The organism is Caballeronia novacaledonica, assembly GCF_900258035.1.
Taxonomy (GTDB): domain Bacteria; phylum Pseudomonadota; class Gammaproteobacteria; order Burkholderiales; family Burkholderiaceae; genus Caballeronia; species Caballeronia novacaledonica.
This window is the reverse complement of the sequence record NZ_OGTP01000024.1, coordinates 84913-101804: the sequence shown is the minus strand read 5'-3', so window position 1 is coordinate 101804 and position 16892 is coordinate 84913. Positions and strand designations below refer to the sequence as shown.

Genomic DNA, 16892 nt, shown 5'->3' with positions numbered 1-16892 from the left:
AAAGGTAAATTCGAGCGGACCAAGCCGCACGTGAACGTGGGCACGATCGGTCACGTTGACCACGGCAAGACCACGCTGACGGCAGCGATCACGACGGTTCTCACGCAGAAGTTCGGCGGCGAAGCCAAGGCGTACGACCAGATCGACGCGGCGCCGGAAGAAAAGGCGCGCGGCATCACCATCAACACCGCGCACGTCGAGTACGAAACGGCTAACCGCCACTACGCACACGTCGACTGCCCGGGCCACGCTGACTATGTGAAGAACATGATCACGGGCGCCGCGCAGATGGACGGCGCAATCCTGGTGTGCTCGGCGGCCGACGGCCCGATGCCGCAAACGCGCGAGCACATCCTGTTGGCCCGTCAGGTTGGCGTGCCGTACATCATCGTGTTCCTGAACAAGTGCGACATGGTGGACGACGCCGAGCTGCTCGAGCTCGTGGAAATGGAAGTGCGCGAACTTCTGTCGAAGTACGACTTCCCGGGCGACGACACCCCGATCGTGAAGGGTTCGGCCAAGCTGGCGCTGGAAGGCGACAAGGGCGAGCTGGGCGAAGTGGCGATCATGAACCTGGCCGACGCGCTGGATTCGTACATCCCGACGCCGGAGCGCGCAGTTGACGGTTCGTTCCTGATGCCGGTGGAAGACGTGTTCTCGATCTCGGGTCGCGGCACGGTGGTGACGGGCCGCGTCGAGCGCGGTGTGGTCAAGGTCGGCGAAGAAATCGAAATCGTCGGTATCAAGCCGACGGTGAAGACGACCTGCACGGGCGTGGAAATGTTCCGCAAGCTGCTCGACCAAGGTCAGGCAGGCGACAACGTCGGTATCCTGCTGCGCGGCACGAAGCGTGAAGACGTGGAGCGCGGCCAGGTTCTGGCCAAGCCGGGTTCGATCACGCCGCACACGCACTTCACGGCTGAAGTGTACGTGCTGAGCAAGGACGAAGGCGGCCGTCACACGCCGTTCTTCAACAACTACCGTCCGCAGTTCTACTTCCGTACGACGGACGTGACGGGCTCGATCGAGCTGCCGAAGGACAAGGAAATGGTGATGCCGGGCGACAACGTGTCGATCACGGTGAAGCTGATCGCTCCGATCGCCATGGAAGAAGGTCTGCGCTTCGCAATCCGCGAAGGCGGCCGTACCGTCGGCGCCGGTGTCGTGGCGAAGATTATCGAGTAAGAGCCAGAGATCTTCTCGGTTTGTAGTGGTTTCGGGGTCGGCGAAGTCCGTCGGCCCCAAATGGTTTAGGGGTATAGCTCAACTGGCAGAGCGTCGGTCTCCAAAACCGAAGGTTGGGGGTTCGATTCCCTCTGCCCCTGCCAAATTCTCGCGCCAACCGGCGCTGTTTAAGGTGTTATGGCGAATCCTTCCGTCGAAACTGTAAATACTTCCGGCGACAAGTTGATGTTGGTGGCGGGCGTATTGTTGGTCTTGGCCGGGTTCGTTGGATTCTTCTGGCTCTCGGGCCAAGAATGGTACGTCCGCGGCGCAGCGCTTGCTGTTGGTGTCATCGCGGGTGTCGCAGTCGGTCTTCTCTCCGCGCCGGGAAAGGGCTTCATCGCATTCGCCAAAGATTCGTACAAAGAAGTTCGCAAGGTCGTCTGGCCGACTCGCAAAGAAGCGACCCAGACAACTCTCGTGGTCTTCGCATTTGTTCTGATCATGGCCATTTTCCTTTGGCTTAGCGATAAGTCGATCGAATGGGTGATTTTCTCGGCGATTCTGGGTTGGAAATGATATGAGCGATACTCCGACATCCCCGAGTGGAAAGCGTTGGTATGTAGTGCACGCCTACTCCGGCATGGAGAAGAGCGTGCAACGTGCGCTTCAGGAGCGCATCGAACGTGCAGGCATGCAGGATCAGTTCGGTCAGATTCTTGTTCCGACCGAAGAAGTCGTTGAAGTGAAAGGTGGCCACAAGTCGGTCACCGAGCGTCGTTTCTTTCCGGGCTATGTCCTTGTCGAAATGGAAATGACGGACGAAACGTGGCATCTGGTCAAGAACACGGCCAAGGTTACCGGTTTCGTTGGTGGTGCGCGCAATCGCCCGAGCCCCATCTCGCCGCGTGAAGTCGAAAAGATCATGTCGCAGATGCAGGAAGGCGTCGAAAAACCGCGGCCGAAGACGTTGTTCGAAGTGGGCGAGATGGTCCGCGTGAAGGAAGGTCCGTTCACCGACTTCAATGGCAACGTCGAAGAAGTGAACTACGAAAAGTCCCGAGTCCGTGTATCCGTCACGATTTTTGGACGCTCGACACCCGTCGAACTCGAGTTCGGCCAAGTCGAAAAGCTTTAAACGAACACATCGCGCGTGGCTTTCGAGCTATCGCGCGATTCGCGCTTACGGTCCGCGTTATGACCGTTGAGGAGCGTCAGTAGCCGGCAACGTCGAACACGCGCTATCACTCACCGAACGCTCGCGCGTTCAGCAGAGGTTTTCAACATGGCAAAGAAAATTGTCGGCTTTATCAAGCTGCAGATTCCTGCAGGTAAAGCCAACCCGTCGCCGCCGGTCGGTCCGGCACTGGGCCAGCGCGGCCTGAACATCATGGAGTTCTGCAAGGCGTTCAACGCGCAGACTCAAGGTATGGAGCCGGGTCTGCCGGTGCCGGTCGTCATTACGGCATTCGCGGACAAGAGCTTCACCTTCATCATGAAGACGCCGCCGGCTACCGTTCTGATCAAGAAGGCCGCCGCCGTGCAGAAGGGTTCGGCCAAGCCGCACACCGACAAGGTCGGTAACATTACCCGCGCTCAAGCGGAAGAAATCGCGAAGACCAAGATGCCGGATCTTACGGCAGCTGATCTGGACGCAGCCGTGCGTACCATCGCCGGCAGCGCGCGTTCGATGGGCATCACTGTGGAGGGCGTGTAAATGGCTAAGCTTTCTAAGCGCCTTCAGGCATTCGCAAGCAAGGTTGATCGTCAGAAGCTGTACGCGATCGACGACGCGCTGGCTCTCGTGAAGGAATGCGCGAGCGCCAAGTTCGATGAATCGATCGACGTCGCTGTTCAACTCGGCATCGACGCGAAGAAGTCGGACCAGGTCGTTCGCGGCTCCGTCGTTCTGCCGGCTGGTACCGGCAAGTCGGTTCGCGTGGCAGTGTTCGCACAGGGCGATAAGGCTGAACAAGCTCGTGCCGCTGGCGCAGACGTGGTCGGCATGGAAGACCTGGCCGAGCAAGTCAAGGCCGGCAATCTGAACTTCGACGTGGTGATTGCTTCGCCGGACACGATGCGTGTCGTCGGTACGCTGGGTCAGATTCTCGGTCCGCGCGGCCTTATGCCGAACCCGAAGGTTGGCACGGTTACGCCGGACGTCGCTCAAGCGGTCAAGAACGCGAAGGCGGGTCAGGTTCAGTTCCGCGTCGACAAGGCCGGTATCATCCACGGTACGATCGGCCGTGCGTCGTTCGAGCCGGCATCGTTGCGTAAGAACCTGGCTGCGCTGATCGAAGCGCTGCAAAAGGCGAAGCCGGCGACGAGCAAGGGCGTGTATCTGCGCAAGATCGCCGTGTCGAGCACGATGGGCGTTGGCGTTCGCGTGGATCAAGCCACGCTGGCGCAACAGTAAGATTTCGGGCGCGATCGATTGATCGCGCTTCAAAAAGGGCTTTGGGCGGTTGCGAGGCTGCAGTTTCGAGTCGGGCAACCGGTTGTCAAAGACCGTTGGTGGTGACGCAGCAGGCAGGCGTCGCCTTAATTCAAGCCAACGCAGATGGCGAACCCGAAACAGTTTTGCAGTGGTTGAAGTCGGTTGTCGATCATTCTGAATGGTCACCAATTGATCGAAATACTCCTAACAGTCGGACGCCGTTGTTGAACGTGGTGCATGAGGGTTGTGGCCCGAGTGCACCGAATCTGGAGGTTTAACCGTGCCACTGAACAAAGAAGATAAGCAGGCAGTCGTCGCTGAAGTCGCCGCGCAAGTCGCGAAGGCTCAGACGATGGTGCTCGCTGAGTATCGTGGGATCACGGTTGGCGATCTGACCAAGCTGCGCGCGAAAGCGCGTGAGCAACAAGTGTATCTGCGTGTGTTGAAGAACACGCTGGCGCGTCGCGCTGTCGAAGGTACGCCGTTCGCTCCGCTGGCTGAGCAGATGACCGGTCCTCTGATCTACGGCATCTCGGAAGATGCCATTGCCGCTGCCAAGGTCGTCAATGACTTCGGTAAGGGCAATGACAAGTTGATCATCAAGGCTGGTTCCTACGAAGGCAAAGTGATGGACAAGGCGGGCGTGCAAGCGCTGGCCAACATCCCGAGCCGCGAAGAACTGCTCTCCAAGCTGCTGTTCGTCATGCAAGCACCTGTTTCCGGCTTCGCGCGCGCCCTGGCCGCGCTCGCCGAGAAGAAGCAAGGCGAAGCTGCATAACGCACACACTTGGGCACCAGTTGCTCAGTTAGGTATTAGCTAGATCGCTAGCTCGATCCGAATTCAATTTAGGAGTATTTCAAATGGCAATCGCAAAAGAAGACATCCTGGAAGCCGTTGGCTCGATGTCGGTTCTCGAACTGAACGAACTGGTCAAGGCGTTCGAAGAGAAGTTTGGCGTGTCGGCTGCTGCTGTCGCAGTTGCTGGCCCGGCTGGTGGCGGCGCAGCTGCTGCAGTGGAAGAGCAAACCGAGTTCACCGTGAACCTGCTCGAAGCAGGCGCGAACAAGGTTTCCGTCATTAAGGCTGTTCGTGAACTGACGGGTCTCGGCCTGAAGGAAGCGAAGGACCTGGTTGACGGCGCACCGAAGCCCATCAAGGAAGCGGTGCCCAAGGCTGCTGCTGAAGAAGCCAAGAAGAAGCTGGAAGACGCAGGCGCGAAGGCTGAAATCAAGTAAGTTTCATTGCGCTATGCGAAGGCTGGCGGTTTTTCACCGCCGGCCTTTTTGTGCTTTGTGGGGACGTAGTTTTTATGCTTGTCGGCAAGTATAAAAGTCTCCACAGAAGCCAAAGAAAACGTTCGGAATGGCAGAATTTTCCGATCGCTTTCTTTGTCTTCTGAAGCGACTGCAGAAGGCAAGTTTGGTCGGGTAGCGGGAAACATAGGCATCCGCTGCCGTCAGCCAGCGGTTGGTAGCGGCCAACCACCAAGCTTCTAGATTCGCGCGTCCTCCCCGGACACTCGCGCGGGTCTCAGTCGGTGAACACCGGGCTGTGACGTCGGGGTATCCCGCCTCGGCAACGCCCGCCGTGATTCGGAGATCGTATGCAATATTCCTTCACCGAGAAGAAGCGTATTCGCAAGAGTTTCGCGAAGCGCCCCATCGTTCACCAAGTTCCCTTTTTGCTGGCGACCCAGCTTGAATCATTCCAGACGTTTCTGCAAGCAGACACGTCGTCGTCGCAGCGCAAGTCAGAAGGCTTGCAGGCTGCGTTCACCTCTGTTTTCCCGATCGTTTCGCACAACGGCTTCGCGCGACTCGAGTTCGTCAGCTACATGCTGTCGTCGCCCGCATTCAACATCAAGGAATGCCAGCAGCGCGGCCTGACGTATTGCTCGGCCCTGCGCGCGAAAGTGCGTCTGGTTCTGCTCGACAAGGAATCGCCGAGCAAGCCCGTCGTCAAGGAAGTCAAAGAGCAGGAAGTGTACATGGGCGAAATTCCGCTCATGACGCCGACGGGTTCGTTCGTCATCAACGGAACGGAGCGCGTGATCGTGTCGCAGCTCCACCGTTCGCCTGGCGTGTTCTTCGAGCATGACAAGGGCAAGACGCACAGCTCCGGCAAGCTGCTGTTCTCGGCGCGCATCATCCCTTACCGCGGTTCGTGGCTCGACTTCGAATTCGACCCGAAGGACGTGCTGTACTTCCGCGTCGACCGTCGCCGCAAGATGCCGGTCACGATTCTGCTGAAGGCGATCGGCATGACGCCGGAGCAGATCCTCGCGAACTTCTTCGTGTTCGACAACTTCGGCCTGATGAGCGAAGGCGCGCAAATGGAATTCGTTCCCGAGCGTCTGCGCGGTGAAGTCGCGCGTTTCGACATCCAGGATCGCGATGGCAATGTCATCGTCACGAAGGACAAGCGGATCAACGCGAAGCACATTCGCGACCTCGAAAACGCCAAGACGAAGTTCATCTCGGTGCCGGAAGAGTACCTGCTCGGCCGCGTGCTGGCGAAGAACGTGATCGATCCGGAAACGGGCGAAGTGATCGCGAACGCCAACGAGGAAATCACCGAAACGGTTCTCGAAAAGCTGCGCGAGGCGAAGGTCAAGGACATCCAGACGCTCTACACGAACGACCTGGACCAGGGCCCGTATATCTCGTCCACACTGCGTATCGACGAAACCGCCGACAAGATGGCCGCCCGCATCGCGATCTATCGCATGATGCGCCCGGGCGAGCCGCCGACCGAAGAAGCGGTCGAGGCGCTGTTCAACCGTCTGTTCTACAGCGAAGACGCGTACGACCTGTCGAAGGTCGGCCGTATGAAGTTCAATCGCCGTGTCGGTCGCGACGAAATCGTCGGCCCGATGACGCTGCAGGACGACGACATCCTCGCCACGATCAAGATCCTCGTCGAGTTGCGTAACGGCAAGGGCGAAGTGGACGATATCGACCACTTGGGCAATCGCCGTGTGCGTTGCGTCGGCGAACTCGCGGAGAACCAGTTCCGCGCGGGTCTCGTGCGCGTCGAGCGCGCGGTGAAGGAACGCCTCGGCCAGGCCGAAAGCGAAAACCTGATGCCGCACGATCTGATCAACTCGAAGCCGATTTCCTCGGCGATCCGCGAGTTCTTCGGTTCGTCGCAGCTCTCGCAGTTCATGGACCAGACCAACCCGCTGTCGGAAATCACGCACAAGCGTCGCGTTTCCGCACTGGGACCGGGCGGTCTGACGCGCGAGCGCGCGGGCTTCGAAGTGCGCGACGTGCATCCGACGCACTATGGCCGCGTGTGCCCGATCGAAACGCCGGAAGGCCCGAACATCGGTCTGATCAACTCGCTCGCGCTGTACGCGCACCTGAACGAGTACGGCTTCCTCGAAACGCCGTATCGCAAGGTGGTGGACGGCAAGGTCACCGACCAGATCGACTATTTGTCGGCGATCGAAGAAGGCCGTTACGTGATCGCTCAGGCGAACGCGGCAGTGGGCGACGACGGCTCGTTGACTGACGAACTCGTGTCTTCGCGTGAAGCAGGCGAAACGATGATGGTCACGCCGGATCGCATCCAGTACATGGACGTGGCGCCGTCGCAGATCGTGTCGGTGGCTGCATCGCTGATTCCGTTCCTCGAGCACGACGACGCGAACCGCGCGTTGATGGGCTCGAACATGCAGCGTCAGGCCGTGCCTTGCCTGCGTCCGGAAAAGCCGGTCGTGGGCACGGGCATCGAGCGTACGGTGGCCGTCGACTCGGGTACGACCGTCCAGGCGCTGCGCGGCGGTGTGGTGGATTACGTCGACGCGGGCCGTATCGTGATTCGTGTGAACGACGATGAAGCCGTTGCCGGCGACGTCGGCGTGGACATCTACAACCTGATCAAGTACACGCGTTCGAACCAGAACACGAACATCAACCAGCGTCCGATCGCGAAGGTGGGCGACAAGGTCTCGCGCGGCGACGTGCTGGCCGACGGCGCCTCGACGGATCTGGGCGAGCTCGCGCTCGGCCAGAACATGCTGGTCGCGTTCATGCCGTGGAACGGCTACAACTTCGAAGACTCGATCCTGATCTCGGAAAAGGTCGTTGCGGACGATCGCTACACGTCGATCCACATCGAAGAACTGAACGTCGTGGCTCGCGACACGAAGCTCGGACCGGAAGAAATCACGCGCGACATTTCGAACCTCGCGGAAGTGCAGCTTGGCCGTCTCGACGAGTCGGGCATCGTGTACATCGGCGCGGAAGTCGAAGCGGGCGACGTGCTGGTCGGCAAGGTCACGCCGAAGGGCGAAACCCAGCTGACGCCGGAAGAAAAGCTGCTGCGCGCGATCTTCGGCGAGAAGGCATCGGACGTGAAGGACACGTCGCTGCGCGTGCCGTCGGGCATGAGCGGCACGGTCATCGACGTGCAGGTGTTCACGCGCGAAGGCATCACGCGCGACAAGCGTGCGCAACAGATCATCGACGACGAACTAAAGCGCTATCGCCTCGATTTGAACGACCAGCTTCGCATCGTGGAAGGCGACGCGTTCCAGCGTCTCGCGCGCATGCTGAACGGCAAGGTCGCGAACGGCGGTCCGAAGAAGCTCGCGAAGGGCACGAAGATCGACCTCCCGTACCTCGAAGATCTCGACCACTACCACTGGTTCGACATCCGCCTCGCGGACGAAGAAGCTGCGGCGCAACTGGAAGCGATCAAGGATTCGATCGAGCAAAAGCGTCACCAGTTCGACCTCGCGTTCGAAGAGAAGCGCAAGAAGCTCACGCAAGGCGACGAACTGCCGCCGGGCGTGCTCAAGATGGTCAAGGTGTATCTCGCCGTGAAGCGTCGCCTGCAGCCTGGCGACAAGATGGCGGGCCGTCACGGTAACAAGGGTGTCGTGTCGAAGATCGTTCCGATCGAAGACATGCCGTACATGGCCGATGGCCGTCCGGCCGACGTCGTGCTGAATCCGCTCGGCGTGCCGTCGCGGATGAACGTGGGTCAGATTCTCGAAGTGCATCTGGGCTGGGCCGCGAAGGGTCTCGGCTGGCGTATCGGCGAAATGATGCAGCGTCAGGCGAAGGTCGAAGAACTGCGTCAGTTCCTTACGCAGATCTACAACGAATCGGGCCGCAAGGAAGAGCTGGAAAGCTTCTCCGACGACGAGATCGTCGAACTGGCGAAGAACCTGCGCGAAGGCGTGCCGTTCGCGACGCCGGTGTTCGACGGTGCGACGGAAGACGAAATGTCGCGCGCACTCGATCTGGCCTACCCGGACGACATCGCCACGAACCTCGGCATGACGCCGTCGAAGAACCAGGTCACGCTGTACGACGGCCGCACCGGCGAAGCATTCGAGCGCACGGTCACGGTCGGCTACATGCACTACCTGAAGCTGCACCACTTGGTCGACGACAAGATGCACGCGCGTTCGACCGGCCCGTATTCGCTCGTCACGCAGCAGCCGCTGGGTGGTAAGGCGCAGTTCGGCGGTCAGCGCTTCGGTGAGATGGAAGTGTGGGCGCTCGAAGCGTATGGCGCATCGTATGTGCTGCAGGAAATGCTGACGGTCAAGTCGGATGACGTGACGGGCCGGACCAAGGTGTACGAAAACCTGGTCAAGGGCGATCACGTAATCGACGCGGGCATGCCGGAATCCTTCAACGTGTTGGTGAAGGAAATCCGCTCGCTCGGTATTGATATCGATCTGGACCGCAACTAATCGGACTACGGAGAGAAAGCAATGAAAGCTCTGCTCGATCTATTCAAGCAAGTCCAACAAGAAGAAGTTTTTGATGCGATCAAGATCGGCCTCGCGTCGCCCGACAAGATTCGTTCTTGGTCGTTTGGCGAAGTGAAGAAGCCTGAGACCATCAACTACCGCACGTTCAAGCCGGAGCGGGATGGTCTGTTCTGCGCGAAGATTTTTGGTCCGATCAAGGACTACGAATGCCTTTGCGGCAAGTACAAGCGCCTCAAGCATCGCGGCGTGATCTGCGAAAAGTGCGGCGTCGAAGTGACGCTGGCGAAGGTGCGTCGTGAGCGGATGGGCCACATCGAGCTGGCCTCGCCGGTCGCGCACATCTGGTTCCTGAAGTCGCTGCCGTCGCGTCTGGGCATGGTGCTCGACATGACGCTGCGCGACATCGAGCGCGTGCTGTACTTCGAAGCCTACGTGGTGATCGATCCCGGCATGACGCCGCTGAAAGCGCGGCAGATCATGACCGAGGAGGATTACTACAACAAGGTCGAAGAGTACGGCGACGAATTCCGTGCCGAAATGGGCGCGGAAGGCGTGCGTGAACTCCTGCGCGCGATCAACATCGACGAACAGGTCGAAACGCTTCGCACGGAACTGAAGAACACCGGCTCCGAAGCGAAGATCAAGAAGTACGCGAAGCGCCTGAAGGTGCTCGAGGCTTTCCAGCGTTCGGGCATCAAGCCGGACTGGATGGTGCTCGACGTGCTGCCGGTGCTGCCGCCGGAACTGCGTCCGCTCGTGCCGCTGGATGGCGGCCGCTTCGCGACGTCGGACCTGAACGACCTGTATCGCCGCGTGATCAACCGGAACAACCGGTTGAAGCGTCTGCTCGAACTGAAGGCGCCTGAAATCATCGTCCGCAACGAAAAGCGGATGCTGCAGGAAGCCGTCGATTCGCTGCTCGACAACGGCCGTCGCGGCAAGGCGATGACCGGCGCGAACAAGCGTCCGCTGAAGTCGCTCGCCGACATGATCAAGGGTAAGGGCGGCCGTTTCCGTCAGAACCTGCTCGGTAAGCGTGTGGACTACTCGGGCCGTTCGGTGATCGTGGTCGGTCCGACGCTCAAGCTGCATCAGTGCGGTCTGCCGAAGCTGATGGCGCTCGAACTGTTCAAGCCTTTCATCTTCAACAAGCTGGAAGTGATGGGCGTCGCGACGACCATCAAGGCCGCGAAGAAGGAAGTCGAGAACCAGACGCCGGTGGTGTGGGACATCCTGGAAGAGGTGATCCGCGAACATCCGGTGATGCTGAACCGTGCGCCGACGCTGCACCGTCTCGGCATTCAGGCTTTCGAGCCGGTGCTGATCGAAGGCAAGGCAATTCAGCTTCACCCGCTCGTCTGCGCGGCGTTCAACGCCGACTTCGACGGTGACCAGATGGCCGTTCACGTGCCGCTGTCGCTCGAAGCGCAGATGGAAGCGCGCACGCTGATGCTGGCGTCGAACAACGTCCTGTTCCCGGCGAACGGCGATCCGTCGATCGTGCCGTCGCAGGATATCGTGCTGGGCCTTTACTACGCGTCGCGTGAAGCGATCAACGGCAAGGGCGAAGGCATGACGTTCACGGGCGTGTCGGAAGTGATCCGCGCGTACGAGAACAAGGAAGTCGAGCTGGCGTCGCGCGTCAACGTGCGTATCACCGAAATGGTGGCGAACGAAGACACGAGCGAAGGCGCGCCGAAGTTCGTGCCGAAGATCTCGCTGTACGCGACCACGGTCGGCCGCTCGATCCTGTCGGAGATTCTGCCGCCGGGTCTGCCGTTCACGGTGCTGAACAAGCCGCTGAAGAAGAAGCAGATTTCGCAGTTGATCAACACCGCGTTCCGCAAGTGCGGTCTGCGCGAGACGGTGATCTTCGCCGACCAGCTGATGCAGATGGGCTTCCGCCTCGCAACGCGCGCCGGCATCTCGATTTGCGTGGACGACATGCTCGTGCCGCCGCAGAAAGAGACGATCGTCGGCGACGCCGCGAAGAAGGTGAAGGAATACGACCGTCAGTACATGTCGGGTCTCGTCACCGCGCAGGAACGCTACAACAACGTGGTCGACATCTGGTCGGCGACGTCGGAAAGCGTCGGCAAGGCGATGATGGAGCAGCTCGCAACCGAACCGGTCGTCGACCGTGACGGCAACGAGACGAAGCAGGAGTCGTTCAACTCCATCTACATGATGGCCGACTCGGGCGCGCGGGGTTCCGCGGTGCAGATTCGCCAGCTCGCCGGCATGCGCGGCCTGATGGCGAAGCCGGACGGCTCGATCATCGAAACGCCGATTACCGCGAACTTCCGCGAAGGCCTGAACGTGTTGCAGTACTTCATCTCGACGCACGGCGCTCGTAAGGGTCTGGCGGATACGGCGCTGAAGACCGCGAACTCGGGTTACCTGACGCGTCGTCTGGTCGATGTGACGCAGGATCTGGTCGTGGTCGAAGACGATTGCGGCACGTCGAACGGCGTGGCGATGAAGGCGTTGGTGGAAGGCGGTGAAGTCGTCGAAGCGCTGCGTGACCGTATTCTCGGTCGCGTCGCGGTGGCGGACGTCGTCAATCCGGAAACGCAAGAGACGATCTACGCTTCCGGCGATCTGCTCGACGAAGACGCGGTCGAAGAAATCGAACGTCTGGGCATCGACGAAGTGCGCGTGCGCACGCCGCTCACCTGCGAAACGCGTTATGGCCTGTGCGCCGCGTGCTACGGCCGCGACCTCGGCCGCGGTTCGCGCGTGAACGTCGGTGAGGCAGTCGGTGTGATCGCTGCTCAGTCGATCGGCGAGCCGGGCACGCAGTTGACGATGCGTACGTTCCACATCGGTGGCGCGGCATCGCGTGCGGCGGTTGCTTCGACAGTCGAAGCGAAGTCGAACGGTACGGTGCGCTTCACGGCGACGATGCGTTACGTCACCAACGCGAAGGGCGAGCAGGTCGTCATCTCGCGTTCGGGCGAGGCGATCATCGCGGACGATTTCGGTCGCGAGCGTGAGCGTCACAAGGTTCCGTACGGCGCGACGCTGCTGCAACTCGACGGCGCGCAGATCAAGGCCGGTGCGCAACTGGCTCAATGGGATCCGCTGACGCGTCCGATCATCACCGAGTGGGGCGGTACGGTGAAGTTCGAAAACGTCGAGGAAGGCGTGACCGTTGCGAAGCAGATCGACGACGTGACCGGTCTTTCGACCCTGGTCGTGATCGACGTGAAGCGTCGCGGCTCGCAGGCTTCGAAGAGCGTGCGTCCGCAGGTGAAACTGCTCGACGCGAACGGCGAGGAAGTGAAGATCCCGAACACCGAGCATTCGGTGCAGATCGGCTTCCAGGTCGGCGCACTGATCACCGTGAAGGATGGTCAGCAAGTGCAGGTCGGTGAAGTGCTGGCGCGTATCCCGGTTGAAGCGCAGAAGACGCGCGACATTACCGGCGGTCTGCCGCGCGTGGCCGAACTGTTCGAAGCGCGCTCGCCGAAGGACGCGGGTATTCTCGCGGAAGTCACGGGCACGACGTCGTTCGGTAAGGACACGAAGGGCAAGCAGCGTCTCGTCATCACGGATCTCGAGGGCAATCAGCACGAGTTCCTGATCGCGAAGGAAAAGCAGGTGCTGGTGCACGATGGTCAGGTCGTCAACAAGGGCGAAATGATCGTCGACGGTCCCGCCGATCCGCACGACATCCTGCGTCTGCAGGGTATCGAGGCGTTGTCGCGCTACATCGTGGACGAAGTGCAGGACGTGTACCGTCTGCAGGGCGTGAAGATCAACGACAAGCACATCGAAGTGATCGTGCGTCAGATGCTGCGTCGTGTGCAGATCGTCGACAACGGCGATACGCGTTTCATCCCTGGCGAACAAGTCGAGCGCTCGGACATGCTCGACGAAAACGACAAGATGATCGCGGAAGACAAGCGTCCGGCGACGTACGACAACGTGCTGCTCGGTATCACGAAGGCATCGCTGTCGACCGATTCGTTCATCTCGGCGGCGTCGTTCCAGGAAACGACGCGCGTGCTGACCGAAGCGGCGATCATGGGCAAGCGCGACGATCTGCGTGGCCTGAAGGAAAACGTGATCGTCGGCCGTCTGATTCCGGCCGGTACGGGTCTCGCGTTCCACAAGGCGCGCAAGGCGAAGGAATCGTCGGATCGCGAGCGTTTCGACCAGATCGCGGCCGAAGAGGCATTCGACTTTGGTACGCCGGAAACGCCGGCGGCGGAACAGCAGCAGCCGCATACCAACGAGTAAGCGTCTTTTGCTCGCAGTAGCCACGAACCGCCCAGCTTCGGCTGGGCGGTTTTTTTTCGTCCGTCCGTTGCGCCGACGCCCTCGTCCAAATGGCTAACTCCGTTTTGACGCGCGGATGCGTTGGTAGAATTCGTTATCTCTCACGCTGCAGCGCGCATTTTCCCTCCATGGCACGGTCGCTCGAAATACTCAACGAAATCTTCGGCTATCCCGCGTTTCGCGGACAACAGGCGGAGATCGTCGAGCATGTCGCGAACGGCGGCGATTCGCTCGTGCTCATGCCAACGGGCGGCGGCAAATCGCTGTGCTATCAGATACCGTCGCTCGTGCGCCGCGAGGCCGGGCTCGGCGCGGGCATCGTCGTGTCGCCGTTGATCGCGCTGATGCAGGATCAGGTCGCGGCGCTGACCGAAGTCGGCGTGCGCGCTGCGTATCTGAATTCGACGTTGTCGGGCGCCGAGGCCGCGGCCACCGAGCGCGCGCTGCGCGAGGGCGAAATCGATCTCCTCTACGTCGCGCCCGAACGTCTGATGACGCCGCGCTTTCTCGAACTGCTCGAGCGCGCGCGCGTGGGCCTTTTCGCCATCGACGAAGCGCATTGCGTGTCGCAGTGGGGGCACGATTTCCGCCCCGAGTACATTCAGCTTTCGGTGCTGCACGAACGGTTTCCGGACGTGCCGCGTATCGCGCTCACCGCCACAGCCGACGCGATCACGCGCGACGAAATCGTCCATCGGCTCGCGCTCGACGACGCGCGCGTCTTCGTTTCCAGCTTCGACCGGCCGAACATTCGCTATCGCATCGTCGAGAAGGACAACGCGCGCTCGCAACTGCTCGATTTCATCCGCGCCGAGCATACGAACAAGGACGGCACGACCGACGCGGGCGTCGTGTATTGCCTGTCGCGGCGCAAGGTCGAGGAAACCGCCGACTGGCTGAAAGGGCAGGGCATTCGCGCGCTGCCGTACCACGCGGGCATGGAGTTCGAGACGCGCCAGAAGCATCAGGAGATGTTCCAGCGCGAGGAAGGCATCGTCATGTGCGCGACGATCGCGTTCGGCATGGGCATCGACAAGCCGGACGTGCGCTTCGTCGCGCATCTGGATTTGCCGAAGAGCGTCGAGGGCTACTATCAGGAGACGGGCCGCGCCGGACGCGACGGTCTGCCGGCGAACGCGTGGATGGCGTACGGATTGGGCGACGTCGTGCAACAGCGCAAGATGATCGACGAATCCGAAGCCGACGACGCGCATAAGCGCGTGCAGACCGGCAAGCTCGACGCGCTTCTCGGCTTGTGCGAGGTGGCGTCGTGCCGGCGCGTGCGTCTGCTCGCGTACTTCGGAGAGACGGGCAAGCCGTGCGGCAACTGCGATACGTGTCTGGAGCCGCCCGCGTCCTTCGATGCCACACGCGAAGCGCAGATGGCGCTGTCGTGCGTGTACCGGGCGCAGAAGGCGAGCGGGTTTCGCTTCGGCGCGGGCCATCTCATCGATATTCTGCGCGGCTCCCGCAGCGAAAAAGTCCTCCAGCGCGGCCACGAGAAAATTTCGACCTTCGGCGTCGGCGCCGCGCTCTCCGAACCCGAATGGCGCGCCGTGTTCCGGCAACTGGTGGCGTTCGGCTATCTCGCCGTCGATCACGACGGTTTTGGCGCGCTCGTGCTGACCGACGCGAGCAAGCCCGTGCTGAAGGGCGAAGAGCACGTCACGCTGCGCAAGTACGTCAAGCCGACGCGCGCGCGCCAGTCTTCCAGCCGCACTGGCGAGCGCGCGGACCCGACCGCCGGTATGTCGGCGCGCGAAAAGGCGCGTTGGGAGCGTCTGCGTGCCTGGCGCGCGGAAACCGCGAAGAGCGACGGTGTTCCGGCCTACGTCATCTTCCACGACGCCACGCTCGCCGAAATCGTCCGCAGCGACCCCGATACGATCGACGATCTTCGCCATATTCCCGGTATCGGCGTGCGGAAACTGGAACGCTTCGGCGACGAATTGCTCTCCGTCGTCGGTTCGGATTGACGTCCGGCTTGCGAAAAGCCATCGAAATCGTCGCAACGTATTGACCCGATTGCGATTTTCGGAATATCATGCTTGGTTCTCGTCCTTGGTCCGACTTCGGATCTGGCTTAACGCCGGATGCGCAAAGCGGAATTCATCGGCGGGATCGTCAAACGCGCAGTTCTTTTCGCTTTGCCCGAAAGAATTGCGCGGATTTTGTTCATTTTTAGGATTAAACAATGCCAACCATCAATCAACTGGTTCGCAAAGGCCGCGCGTCGGAAACGACGAAGAGCAAGTCGCCGGCCCTGCAGGACTGCCCTCAGCGTCGTGGCGTGTGCACTCGCGTGTACACCACGACGCCGAAGAAGCCGAACTCGGCACTCCGTAAAGTTGCCAAGGTTCGTCTGACGAACGGCTTCGAAGTCATTTCGTACATCGGTGGTGAAGGCCACAACCTGCAAGAGCACTCGGTCGTGCTGATTCGCGGCGGCCGTGTGAAGGACTTGCCGGGTGTGCGTTACCACATGGTTCGCGGCTCGCTGGATACCCAGGGCGTCAAGGACCGTAAGCAAGCTCGCTCGAAGTACGGTGCGAAGCGCGCAAAGGCCGGCAAGTAAGTCGGTCCGAAGCAGGAATCAGGTCGCCGCAAGGCGGTTAAGGCGAGGGTGCCGGAGTTGCCGGTGCTGTCGAGTAAGTGGTCACCCGGCCAAGCTGGTTTAGTCGAATAGATGGATCGGGTTTGTTGGTGGCCGCGGAGTTGAAAACCAGCTCCAACTGAAAAAGTAAAGGAAGAATCATGCCGCGTCGTCGCGAAGTCCCCAAGCGGGAAGTGTTGCCGGATCCGAAGTTCGGTAACGTAGATGTAGCCAAGTTCATGAACGTGCTGATGCTCTCCGGCAAGAAGTCGGTTGCCGAGCGTATCGTGTACGGCGCTTTTGAACAGATCCAGACCAAGGGTGGCAAGGACCCGCTGGAAGTGTTCACGGTTGCGCTCAACAACGTGAAGCCGGTGGTCGAAGTGAAGAGCCGTCGCGTTGGTGGTGCAAACTATCAGGTTCCGGTCGAAGTGCGCCCCTCGCGTCGTATGGCATTGGCGATGCGTTGGTTGCGTGAAGCCGCGAAGAAGCGCAGCGAAAAGTCGATGGCCCTGCGTCTGGCAGGTGAACTCTCCGAAGCGGCCGAAGGCCGCGGCGGCGCGATGAAGAAGCGCGACGAAGTTCACCGCATGGCAGAGGCCAACAAGGCATTCTCGCACTTCCGTTTCTAAGCTCCCGCTCGTAGAGCAAACGGAAAAATCAGGGCGGGTGCGCTACTCCA

General features: G+C 60.6%; 12 protein-coding genes and 1 tRNA gene. All 13 read left to right on the top strand.

Going from position 1 to position 16892, the window contains the following annotated elements; all coding sequences use genetic code 11:
- On the top strand, positions 1 to 1185 hold a 1185-nt coding region (gene tuf, locus NOV72_RS26260; RefSeq protein WP_245933155.1), incomplete at its 5' end, for an elongation factor Tu.
- 67 nt (positions 1186 to 1252) lie between these two features.
- Positions 1253 to 1328 (top strand) — tRNA-Trp (locus NOV72_RS26255).
- 34 nt (positions 1329 to 1362) lie between these two features.
- Positions 1363 to 1743: a preprotein translocase subunit SecE gene (gene secE, locus NOV72_RS26250; protein ID WP_008343790.1), complete on the top strand. Its 381-nt coding sequence runs from the start codon at positions 1363 to 1365 to the stop codon at positions 1741 to 1743.
- A 1-nt stretch (position 1744) separates the two neighbouring features.
- Positions 1745 to 2302 carry a transcription termination/antitermination protein NusG gene (gene nusG, locus NOV72_RS26245; protein ID WP_014192489.1) on the top strand — a complete coding sequence of 186 codons (558 nt, stop codon included), beginning with the start codon at positions 1745 to 1747 and terminating at the stop codon, positions 2300 to 2302.
- Between the two features lie 147 nt (positions 2303 to 2449).
- Positions 2450 to 2881: a 50S ribosomal protein L11 gene (gene rplK / locus NOV72_RS26240; protein WP_106857454.1), complete on the top strand. Its 432-nt coding sequence runs from the start codon at positions 2450 to 2452 to the stop codon at positions 2879 to 2881.
- Positions 2882 to 3580, top strand: coding sequence for a 50S ribosomal protein L1 (gene rplA, locus NOV72_RS26235; RefSeq protein ID WP_106857453.1), 699 nt, complete (start codon positions 2882 to 2884; stop codon positions 3578 to 3580).
- A 301-nt stretch (positions 3581 to 3881) separates the two neighbouring features.
- A complete protein-coding gene (gene rplJ / locus NOV72_RS26230) occupies positions 3882 to 4379 on the top strand; it encodes a 50S ribosomal protein L10 (protein ID WP_061120230.1) in 498 nt (165 codons plus the stop codon).
- Between the two features lie 83 nt (positions 4380 to 4462).
- A complete protein-coding gene (gene rplL, locus NOV72_RS26225) occupies positions 4463 to 4837 on the top strand; it encodes a 50S ribosomal protein L7/L12 (protein WP_014192486.1) in 375 nt (124 codons plus the stop codon).
- A 368-nt stretch (positions 4838 to 5205) separates the two neighbouring features.
- Positions 5206 to 9312: a DNA-directed RNA polymerase subunit beta gene (gene rpoB, locus NOV72_RS26220; protein ID WP_106857452.1), complete on the top strand. Its 4107-nt coding sequence runs from the start codon at positions 5206 to 5208 to the stop codon at positions 9310 to 9312.
- Positions 9313 to 9333: 21 nt separating this feature from the next.
- Positions 9334 to 13578, top strand: a complete 4245-nt coding sequence (rpoC, locus tag NOV72_RS26215; RefSeq protein WP_106857451.1) for a DNA-directed RNA polymerase subunit beta' — start codon at positions 9334 to 9336, stop codon at positions 13576 to 13578.
- A gap of 167 nt (positions 13579 to 13745) precedes the next feature.
- Positions 13746 to 15593, top strand: coding sequence for a DNA helicase RecQ (gene recQ / locus NOV72_RS26210; RefSeq protein WP_106857450.1), 1848 nt, complete (start codon positions 13746 to 13748; stop codon positions 15591 to 15593).
- Positions 15594 to 15811: 218 nt separating this feature from the next.
- A complete protein-coding gene (rpsL, locus tag NOV72_RS26205; RefSeq protein ID WP_006998493.1) occupies positions 15812 to 16192 on the top strand; it encodes a 30S ribosomal protein S12 in 381 nt (126 codons plus the stop codon).
- Positions 16193 to 16371: 179 nt separating this feature from the next.
- Positions 16372 to 16842 (top strand): 30S ribosomal protein S7, encoded by a 471-nt coding sequence (gene rpsG / locus NOV72_RS26200; RefSeq protein WP_006053291.1) that lies wholly within the window; start codon positions 16372 to 16374, stop codon positions 16840 to 16842.
- Positions 16843 to 16892: the final 50 nt, after the last annotated feature.